Annotated in this window: 10 protein-coding genes; 4 read left to right on the top strand and 6 right to left on the bottom strand. The window is 59.4% G+C overall.

Annotation, left to right across the window (positions count from 1 at the left end; genetic code table 11):
* Together AC07S6_RS23250 and AC07S6_RS23245 are read left to right on the top strand one after the other, a co-directional pair.
* A partial coding sequence (locus AC07S6_RS23250) for an RHS repeat domain-containing protein (protein WP_495113153.1) occupies positions 1–1994 on the top strand: 1994 nt, incomplete at its 5' end.
* Between the two features lie 2 nt (positions 1995–1996).
* Entirely contained in the window at positions 1997–2416 is a 420-nt protein-coding gene (locus AC07S6_RS23245; protein WP_236265849.1) for a hypothetical protein, read from the top strand.
* A gap of 208 nt (positions 2417–2624) precedes the next feature.
* Here the strand turns inward: AC07S6_RS23245 and AC07S6_RS23240 are convergent, their stop codons facing one another.
* The 5 genes from AC07S6_RS23240 to AC07S6_RS23220 form a co-directional block, all read right to left on the bottom strand.
* Positions 2625–3854: a M20/M25/M40 family metallo-hydrolase gene (locus tag AC07S6_RS23240; protein WP_495113152.1), complete on the bottom strand. Its 1230-nt coding sequence runs from the start codon at positions 3852–3854 to the stop codon at positions 2625–2627.
* 48 nt (positions 3855–3902) lie between these two features.
* Positions 3903–4961 (bottom strand): diguanylate cyclase, encoded by a 1059-nt coding sequence (locus AC07S6_RS23235; protein ID WP_495113151.1) that lies wholly within the window; start codon positions 4959–4961, stop codon positions 3903–3905.
* A 79-nt stretch (positions 4962–5040) separates the two neighbouring features.
* A complete protein-coding gene (locus AC07S6_RS23230) occupies positions 5041–5673 on the bottom strand; it encodes a LysE family translocator (protein WP_032892247.1) in 633 nt (210 codons plus the stop codon).
* Between the two features lie 69 nt (positions 5674–5742).
* Positions 5743–6612 (bottom strand): sugar phosphate isomerase/epimerase family protein, encoded by an 870-nt coding sequence (locus tag AC07S6_RS23225; protein ID WP_034127732.1) that lies wholly within the window; start codon positions 6610–6612, stop codon positions 5743–5745.
* Positions 6613–6639: 27 nt separating this feature from the next.
* Complete coding sequence (locus AC07S6_RS23220; RefSeq protein ID WP_014718115.1) at positions 6640–6822, bottom strand: rubredoxin; 183 nt, start codon at positions 6820–6822, stop codon at positions 6640–6642.
* 158 nt (positions 6823–6980) lie between these two features.
* On the opposite strand from AC07S6_RS23220, the gene AC07S6_RS23215 reads away from it, so the two are divergent.
* Entirely contained in the window at positions 6981–8411 is a 1431-nt protein-coding gene (locus AC07S6_RS23215) for an aminotransferase-like domain-containing protein (RefSeq protein WP_198863289.1), read from the top strand.
* Positions 8412–8462: 51 nt separating this feature from the next.
* On the opposite strand, the gene AC07S6_RS23210 is transcribed toward AC07S6_RS23215, so the two are convergent.
* Positions 8463–9452, bottom strand: a complete 990-nt coding sequence (locus AC07S6_RS23210; RefSeq protein WP_495113150.1) for a GlxA family transcriptional regulator — start codon at positions 9450–9452, stop codon at positions 8463–8465.
* 109 nt (positions 9453–9561) lie between these two features.
* Between AC07S6_RS23210 and AC07S6_RS23205 the strand changes: the two genes are divergently transcribed.
* Positions 9562–10104 (top strand): thioesterase family protein, encoded by a 543-nt coding sequence (locus tag AC07S6_RS23205; protein WP_495113149.1) that lies wholly within the window; start codon positions 9562–9564, stop codon positions 10102–10104.
* The last annotated feature ends 4 nt before the right edge of the window (positions 10105–10108 follow it).

Here is a 10108-nt window from a genome sequence, read left to right as displayed (position 1 = left end):
ACCACCCCAACGGCCTGATCCGCCAGGAAACCGGCTTCGACGGCCAGCGCACCGCCTATGCCTACGACCTCAACGGCAACCTGCTGGAGAAGACCGAATACGGCGACGATAACAGTCAGCTAATCACCCGTTACGAGCGCGACCACGCCGGGCGCCTCGTCCGAAAAACCCTGCCCGATGCCAGCGTTGTCGACTATGCCTACGACCGCCAGGGCAACCTCCTCAGCGTCGAAGACGGTCACTGGGCGTTGGCCTACGAATACGACCGCCAAAACCGCCTCACCGCCGAACACCAAGGCTGGGGCACCCTGCGCTACGGCTACGACGCCTGCGGGCAACTGAAAAACCTGTGCCTGCCGGATAATAACCGCGTCACCTTCAACCACGACAAAGGCGGCCACCTCGCCACCGTCGAGCTCAACGGTGAAGTGCTTACCTCGCACCTATTCAAGAGCGGCCGCGAGCATCAGCGCCAGCAAGGCCAACTGCTCAGCCACTACCACTACGACGACCAGAATCGTCTGCACGCCCACGCCGTTACGCAGCAGCAAAACTATTTCTACCAACGCCAATACGACTACGACAAAACCGGCAACCTTACCCGCCTGCTCGACACCCGCAAAGGCGAACACCTTTACCGCTACGACCCCCTCGCCCGCCTGACCCGCGCCGACCACTCGCAAGACGTGCAGGAACGCTTCGCCCACAACCCGGCGGGCAACCTGCTCATGCAAGACCGCCCCGGCCCGGACATCGTTGCGGCCAACCGCCTGATGATCCAGGGCGACCGCCATTACGACTACGACGCCTTCGGCAACCTCATCCGCGAACGACGCGGCAAAGGCCAGCAACTTGTCACTGAGTACCGCTACGACTGCCAGCATCGATTAATCAGCATCACAAAACCGAACGGCGAAACCGCCAGCTATCGCTATGACCCGTTTGGGCGGCGCATCAGCAAGACCGTAGACGGCAAGACCACCGAGTTTTTCTGGCAAGGCGACAAGCTGATTGCCGAACACCATGCAGAGCGCCATCGCAGCTACCTCTACGAACCCGACAGCTTCCGCCCCTTGGCCCTGTTGGAAGGTTTCGGCCCAAAAGAAACCAAGCCCTACCACTACCAACTCGACCACCTCGGCACCCCACAAGAACTGACCGACACCGAAGGCGAAATCGTCTGGTCCGCCCACTACCGCGCCTACGGCCAGATCGCCCGGCTCGACGTGGGCAACATCGAAAACCCGCTGCGGTTTCAAGGGCAGTATTTCGATGCGGAAAGCGGACTGCACTACAACCGCCATCGCTACTACAATCCGGATATTGGTCGTTACCTGACGCCAGATCCAGTGAAGTTGGCGGGTGGGATCAATGGGTACCGGTACGTGCCCAATCCCACGGGGTGGGTGGATCCGCTAGGCCTAAATACATGCCCCGGTAGCAATGGGTGTAAGCCAACAACCTCACAAGATAATCCAATTGAGAAGGCACGGGTTGATGAGGGACAACCGTCAGCACCTCAGACGGCTGGTGAGCAGCGACGGGCTAAGATAGAGGAGCTAAGTGAGGCGAATGCGAAGCGTCGAATTTTGGAGTATGAAGAAAGGTACGACATGCATATGGTTGGCAAGCATGGACCAGAAGTTGACTCATCTAAAGTGAGCCAGCGCTCAATAGATGGGAAAGATCCAATAACGGGCAAATTACCGCCTAAGAAAAAAGGGACTCCCAGTTCACAATTCAACAGTTGGAAGCTTCAACTTCAAGCATGGACTAAAGCAACATCAAGGGTTGAACGAGGGCTTTCGCGCCATACCGGAATAGATGGCAACAAGAATGATATTGTCCAACTAGAACTGCCAGGTGCTGGACGTGGTTACAGACCAAACAAGACGGATCCGAACCATCCACATTTCAACCCTTCAATGAATGGTGCCGAAATGAAGTTTCGTAAAGACGGCACGCCTTTTACCCTGTTCCCGATTAAGGAGTGAAAATGCTATTTCATCCATCCTCCGAGCACATCCCTTTCGACGCAAGCCTGCGCTATTTCGTAGGAATTTTTGACATTTACGACAGAGAAGAAACAAAGGGAGAAGAACTGCATGCCTACAACCCTAACAACCAAAAAGATCGAGAAATTTTGATCCTAAGATACTGCTTGGATCCTTACAACGAATTCTCCCACCGCCACAAATATAAACTGATGGAAAACTTGTCCTTAGCTTTAAACACTGAAAATTTTGATTTTAGCTCTTTCTTTGAAGACGACCCCGATGAGTATTCAACGATGGCCTGGGACGAAACAGAAATAGACGACCCCCGAGGCTTCTTTGCGGACATCTATCGGCTAGCCAACGAGGTCTGGAAAGACGACCTCCAAAAAGCCAGCCTCGAAGACCCTTCCACATGGTGACTAACCCCAACGCCCGTCAGTCAAGCAAACACAACGCTCAAATCAACAAAGATCAAATGTGGGAGCTGGCTTGCCTGCGAAAGCGGTAGTGCAGTAACACATGCAGCAACTGACACACCGCCTTCGCGGGCAAGCCCGCTCCCACAGGGGATCTGCGTTTACCTGGCTGGCATTCCTCCCACATTCGAACCCGCTTCGTTCGATCTGATCAGCGCTTGGACAACTCCATGATCATCCGACTCAACAAATAAACCCGCGGCACCACACTCTCCACCTCGGCATATTCCTCCGACGTGTGAATATTGCCCCCCACTATCCCAAACCCATCCAGCGTCGGCGTGCCTACACCGGCGGACAAGCTGGCATCCGCCGCGCCGCCGCTGCCTTCGATGGTCAACTTGCGTCCCAGTTCGCCATAAATCCCTTGGGCTATCGCTACCAACTTATCCGACTCGGCTGTCTGCGGCATCGGTGGCAGGCCGCGCTGCAGGCTGGTTTTCACTTCGGTTTCCGGGATCAATTTGTTGGCTGAAACCCGCGCCAGGTCTTTCTCGATCCGGTCGAACTCTTCCGGCAAGGCCGCACGCACGTCGGCCTTGGCGGTGGCTTGGTCAGGGATGACGTTGGTGCGGTCACCGGACTTGAACACGGTGAAGTTGATGGTGGTTTTCTTGTCTTCATCGCCCAGCTTGCCCAGTTGCAGGATCTGGTGCGCGGCTTCCATGGCGGCGTTGCGTCCCAGTTCCGGGGCGACGCCGGCGTGGGCGGCCTTGCCTTTGACTTCGACCACCGCGGTGGCGCTGCCTTTGCGCCACACCACCAGGCCGTCGGCGGGGCGGCCGGGTTCCAGGTTCAGGGTCACGTCGTGGCCTTTGGCAGTGTTGCGGATCAGTTCAGAGGCGGCGTCGGAGCCGGTTTCTTCGCTGGCGTCGAGCAGGAAGGTGATCTGCGCGTAATCCTTGAAGCCCTGGCTTTTGAGGACTTTGAGCGCATAGATGCCCGCGACGATGCCGCCCTTGTCATCCATCACGCCGGGGCCGTAGGCGCGGCCGTCCTTGATGTGGAAGGGGCGCTCGGCAGCCGAGCCTTCCTTGAATACGGTGTCCATATGGGCCATCAGCAGGATCTTGGCCTTGCCGGTGCCTTTGAGGGTGGCGACCACATGGCTATTGTTGGCGGCTTTATCCGGCACCAATTCGATGGTGAAACCCAACTGTTTCAACTCATTCACGGCGATATCGCGCACTTGGGTCAGGCCCGGCTCGTAGCCTGAACCCGAGTCGATATTCACCAGGCGCTCCAGCAGCTTCAAGGCTTCGGCCTTGTATTGTTCGGCCTGTTGCTGGATCTGTTTATGAGGCTCGGCGCTGTAGGCCGGCAGGCTGAAAGACAAGGCCAGGGTAGCGGCCAAAAGGGTACGCGGGAACGTGAAGAGCATGGACCGATCCTTGTTTTTTGTTGGAAGGTGCCCCGCCACCCTACCCCACTAAACTGACCGCAACCAACTGCCCTGTACCGAACTGACCCGGTTGCGCCCGCTGCTCTTGGCTTCATACAGCGCCTGGTCGGCATCGTTGAGCCAGCTGATGGAGTCGGCGTGGCTCGGCTGGTACGGCGCCAGACCGATGCTCAGGCTCACTCGCAGTGTCGGGTCCTGGGCGTAGGCCAAGGCGTTGAAGCGACCGCGCAAGGCCTCCATCACCTCGGTGGCACGGTTGAGGGGCATGTCTGGCAGGATCACGCAGAACTCATCACCGCCATAGCGTCCGGCGAGGTCGGTGGTGCGCAGGTTCTGGCGCAACACCTTGCTCAGTTGGCGCAGGACAATATCGCCAGTCACATGGCCGTAGGTGTCGTTGATGGTCTTGAAGTGGTCGATGTCGATCAACGCGATGGCGGCACCGCCCGGGCCACGGCGGCAGCGTTGAAACTCGAGGTCCAGATGGTCCTTCCAGGCGCCGTGGTTGAGCAGGCCAGAGAGGCTGTCGGTGCGGCTCAAGGCCAGCAGTTCACGTTTGTGGCGGGCCAAGGTGACGGCCTGGCGGTAGCAGATCCAGCCCAGGGCCAGGGGATACAGCATCAGGATCGGCAGGCAGGCATACAGCTGGGCCTGGGTGGTCACGGCGATAAATCCTGGTGTGAACAGCAGCAACGCGGTGCCCAGCCCCAGTGCCTGCGCCACCCAACCCGCGAACAGGAAACGCGGCCCGCCGATGGCGACGTTGTTCATGCTCATCATCGACAGGGTGGTGACGCTGGGCAGCGGGTTGAAGTGCATCGCGCCAACCCAGAACCCACCGCAAAAGGAATCGAACAGCAGGCTGCGGCGTTCGCTGCGCAAGGTATTGGCCGAGCGCAACGAACATTGAAAAGCCAGGTGCGGCCACGCAAAGGCATTGACCAGCATCCAGGCCCACACCCACAGGGACGGATTCAACGGATACATGCCGAACGCCACGCATACAAAGCCGAGCGTCAGCCCCAGCAGGCGAGATTTGTACAAGCGCAAAGCGAGCGGAAGTCCTTTTCCTCCGACGGCTGGCATGGTGGGGGCGATCCTGGGTGAATGCCTGGAGTCTATCAGGGCGACGTCAAATCGCCACTACCGCTTATTGGCTAATACTTCAGTGCGAAAACCCACGCGCCAGCATCAAGGCGACGCCCAGCAGCAACACGGCCGTGATTCGCTGCAACAACACCCGGCGCTTGGGGTTTTCCAGCACGTGTTTGATGCGCTGGCCGAAATAGCAATACAGGCAGCCGCTGGCAAATTGCAGCAGCAGGAAGGTCAGGCCAAGGATGGCGATGTCCGCCGCCGAACTGTGTTCACCGGCGCCTGCAAACTGCGGGAACACGGCGCTGAACATGATGATCGTCTTGGGGTTGGAAAACCCGGTCAACAGCCCTTTGCCAAACAGGCTGCGTGCCCCCTCGACCGTGCCGGCGTTGTTGATCGACACGCCACTGCTGGTCCACTGCTTGTAGGCCAGGTAAAGAATGTAGGCCACCCCGACAAACTGGATGGTCTGGGTAATGGCGAGGTTGCCCTTGATCAATTCCGAGAAACCGACGGCAAAGATCAGGATCGAAATCAGGTACGACACACTGGCGCCGACCTGCGCCGGGATCGAACTGCGCAGGCCGTCCTTCAAGCCCAGGCTCAACAACAGCAACGTCATGGGGCCCGGGCTGAAGGTCATGGTGGCGCAAAACAACAGAAAGTAGAGAAATGAAGACAGGGTTAACGCACTTGTCATGGCCAGCACCTTGAATAAAGAGAAACAGCAGCAACAGGGCGAACGCGGCCAGCGCTCGCCCCCGGCCGATCAGGCGACAGCGATTTCGGTGGTCAGGGAGTCGCGGTACATCACCGCCAGGTCAGCCAGGGCAGCCTTGGCGGTCTGGTTGCGGGTTTCAAACGCGACCAGCCCCTTCCAGTTGGTCTCGACAATGGCCTGCAGCACATCGGCGTAATCGCAGTTGCCGTCATGGATGCCGAAGTGCTGGTCTTGCACGCCGTTGTTGTTGCTGAAGGAAATGCCCTTGATCAGGTGGTGGTATTTGCGCACCACTTCTGCCGGCAGGCCGTTCTCGATGTTGGCGTGGCCGGCATCGAGGAAGAAATACACATTGCTATGGGCTTGCAGGCGCTCGAACACAAAGGCGTATTCGGCTTCATGGGTAAAGATGTAGTGGAACGGCCGATAGTTGACGTAGTTGGACAGGTTCTCCAGGTAGATATCCGTGCCCTTGGCCTCGGCATAGCGCGCCAGTTCCTGCACCGACTTGAGGTAATGCTCCAGGGCGACCTTCTTGGCCATCAGCACCATTTTCGGCTCGACGATGCAACCACCGTGAATGATCAACGGCGCGCCCAGGCGGCTGGCGATGTCGATTTCTTTTTTGACGTACTCCACGGCCGCACTACGGAAGGCTTCGACATCACTGCCCAACGGCGCCTTGAAGTTGCCATGGAAAACCGGCTTGACCCCCGTGGCCGCGATTTGCGCCTGCAGGCTCTCGATACGCGCCTCGGTCCAGTCATCGACCATTTCGCCGAACAGGCTGCCGTCGATGTACCAGTGGGTGCAGTCACCTTCGATGGCGGTTTGCAGGCCCTTTTCGGCGCCCAGGTATTTCTGGTGGGCCACACCGGTGCAGAACGGGACGGTGGCGTTGATCAGTTTGCTGTTCATGGGACGATTCCTTTCGTTGATGGAGTGTCAGGCGAATTGACGTTCAGGAAGATTGATGGCCATGAAATCGGCCTTGGTCACGCCGCAATCCGGGCATGTCCAATCTTCAGGCACCTCTTCCCAAGGGGTGCCTGCGGGAATTCCGTCCTCCGGAATTCCCAGTTCTTCTACGTACATAAAACCGCAGGGTGCGCACATATAAGTCTTCATGGAAATGCAAAATCCATTGCTCAGGTGTAGGAAATATCGCCATCTCCAGGCGAGATGCCGCGCAGTCTAGGGGAGTGGCATTGCGCAAGGCAGGTAAAGTGGTGCCTAATCCGGCCTAACTTCACCGGTAAAAGCACCGGCAAACACAAGGACGCGTCATGTTTGTATCCGCCATCGCTTTCGTAGAAGGCACGCCCAAGGTCCAGCAGATCGTCGAGGCGTTCAGCCAGGCCATCGAAAATGGCGAATGGGCACCGGGCAGCAAACTGCCATCCGTGCGTGAACTGACCCAGGTCCTCGGCGTCAGCAAGTTCACCCTCAATGAGGCACTGGACCGCCTGCGCGGTCGCCACCTGCTGACCTCGAGCCAGGGCCGCGGCTACTTCGTGGCGATGGACAGCACCCGCCCTGCCTCAGTGACCTGGGTGGACCTATTGCCCCAAGACCTGCTCAGCGTATTGCGCCGGCCCTTGGCCACCGCCAGTGGCGAACTGCGCCCCGGTGGCGGGCACTTGCCGGAGGACTGGCTCAATGGCGAAGCGATCCGCCAGGCCATGCGCAGCGTAGTGCGTGCGCCGTCACTGCGCATCGCCGGGCTGGGCACGCCGGCGGGGCTGTTGCCGTTGCGCCAGGCGCTGCAACAGAAACTGCACGGCGAAGGCTTGTCAGTGCCGGTGGAACAGATCATCACCACACCCAATACCGTGCAGGGCCTGGACATGCTCATGCGCCTGCTCGCACGCCCCGGCGACACGGTGCTGCTCGACGCGCCGTGCTACTTCAACTTTCACGCCAACCTGGCACTGCATGGCGTCAAGGTCATCACCATTGCACGCCGCCCCGACGGCTTTGACTTCAGCGCCCTCGAACAGCTGCTGGCCGAACACCGCCCCAGCCTGTATCTGACCACCAGCGTGTTGCACAACCCCACCGGCCACTCCTTCAGCCCCAGCCAAGCGTTTCGCCTGTTGCAATTGACCCAGCAGTACCACTGCCACATCGTCGAGGACGACCTCTACGGCGACCTGCACCCCAACCCTCCCCCACGCCTGGCCGCCGTCGCCGGGCTGGACCAGGTCACCTACCTGTCGGGGTTCTCGAAGATCCTGAGTGCCAACACCCGCGTCAGCTATGTGGTGGCCGCCCCGCAACTGGCCGCCAACCTGACCAACATGAAATTGATGAGCGGCGGCGTCACCTCGGAACTGTTCGAACAGATCGTCTACCGCATGCTCAGCGAAGGCAGTTACGCCAAGCACCGCAAACGCATGGTGCAGCGCCTGATGGAAGCCGGTGGGCGCGTCGAACAATGGCTCAAGCGCTGCGGGTGCGAACTGCCCATGGCGTATGAAGGCGGGATGTTCATCTGGGCACGCCTGCCGCCTGGCGTAAACGGCGAACTCCTGGCCCAGGAAGCCCTGAAACGCAGCATGGTACTGGCACCTGGCGCGCTCTTCGGCTACGACCCGGCCCACCGCGACTCAATGCGCTTCAATGTGGCCCACAGCGATGAACCACGGGTACAGCGGGTGTTTGAGGCGCTATTGCTGCACGGTGTTGCACAAAGCAATCCCCGCGCAAAAAAGTGATACACGACCACGATGCAGCGCGCCTGCCTACCTGACCGGCATCAAGGCAAGTCAGGACCTCGGTGCCTCAGGTACATAGGCGTCGCCCTGGGCAACCAGGAACTTCTTGCGATACGCCGCCGGCAGCATCCCCACCCGTTGCTGGAACAGACGCCGAAACGAGTTGCTGTCCTCATAACCCACGGCATACGTGATGCTGGCGAGGGTCATGCGTGTTGACTCCAGCATCTGCTTGGCTCGTTCCAGGCGCAGGGTTTGCAGGTAGCCAATCGGCGTACAACCAGTGGCATCCTTGAAACGCCGCTTGAAATTACGCACGCCAAAACCAAAGCGCCGGGCCACCTCATCGATCGCCATTGACTGCGCAAAGTGCTGCTCCAACCAATGCTGCACACGCAGGATCTGCGCATCACCGTGGCTTTTGGGCAGCGACCACATCGCGTAGGCCGACTGCTCGGTGCGGCCGGCATCGATCAGCAAGTACTTGCCGCAGGTATGAGCCAGCTCCGGCGAGCCGAAACGGCGGATCAGTTGCAGCATCAAGTCCATCGCCGCCGTAGCGCCCCCGCACGTGATCAGGCGATTGTCTTCGCAAAGGATCTGCCCCTCATCCAGGCTGACCTGGGCATATCGACGCCGGAAGAACCCGGCAAATGCCCAGTGAGTCGTCGCACGCAAGCCGTGCAATAGCCCGGTCTCGGCCAGCATGAAGGCCGCCGTGCACATCGACGCCAACACGGCGCCCTGCCCATGCTGCTCACGCAACCAGGGGCCGTAGGCAGCAAACGTCGGCATAGCCTCCTTGAGGGTAAAGAGAAACCCGGGAATCAGCACCAGGTCGGTGTGCGCGATCTGCGCCAGTGAGCCCTGCACCTGCAAGCGCTGCCCGCCCCATGCTGTCACCGGTTGGCCGTCCATAGAGGCGAGCATCACCTCAAACGGCGGGCTGTCAGCGAACAGATTGGCCGCACTGAGCATCTCCATGGCCAGGGTGGCACTGGCAGCGGAACATTGATCCGCCAGGAGCAAGGTGACATGCATGTAAAAACTCCGGCTTGCACTTTTCGCATGTAATAAGTCATTTACGCATCTACCTTAGCCGATTCCGCCCCCGTACAGTGCGGCCATTGATCAACTGTCTGGCGTTTTTATGAATCTCTGGTTTCGATTACTGCACATGCTGTTGCGCCGCCCCTGGCGCAAACCGGTTCACGGCCTGGCTACCACGGTGGTGCGCATGCGGGTCTGGCCGCTGGACCTGGACCTGAACCGGCATGTCACCAATGGCCGGTATTTCACCCTGGCCGATGTGGCGCGCATGGATTTTGTGCTGCGCACCGGCGCCTTTCGCGTGGCACTGCGCCACAAGGCCATGCCGATAGTCGGCGATACCTGGGGCAAGTTTCGCCGGGAATTGAAGCTGTTCGAAGTATTCGAAGTGCACACTCGCATTCTCGGCTGGGACCACAAGTGGAACCTGATGGAGCACCGCTTCGTCAGCAATGGGCGGGTGGTCGGCGTGGTGGTGATGCGTGGGCTGTTTCGATCCGCCAAGGGCACCCTGGCCCCGGCCGAATTCATCCGCGAGTTGGGCTTGGACGAGACCTCACCGCCGATGCCGCAATGGTTGAGCGACTGGGCACGCAGTTGCGATGAGATGAGTGCGCAATTGCGCGAGGAAGAGCAGGTTTAAAAAC

This window comes from Pseudomonas sp. GW821-FHT07B01 (assembly GCF_059419065.1).
Note: the sequence above shows the minus strand (reverse complement) of the source record. Positions and strands in the feature narration are given on the sequence as shown.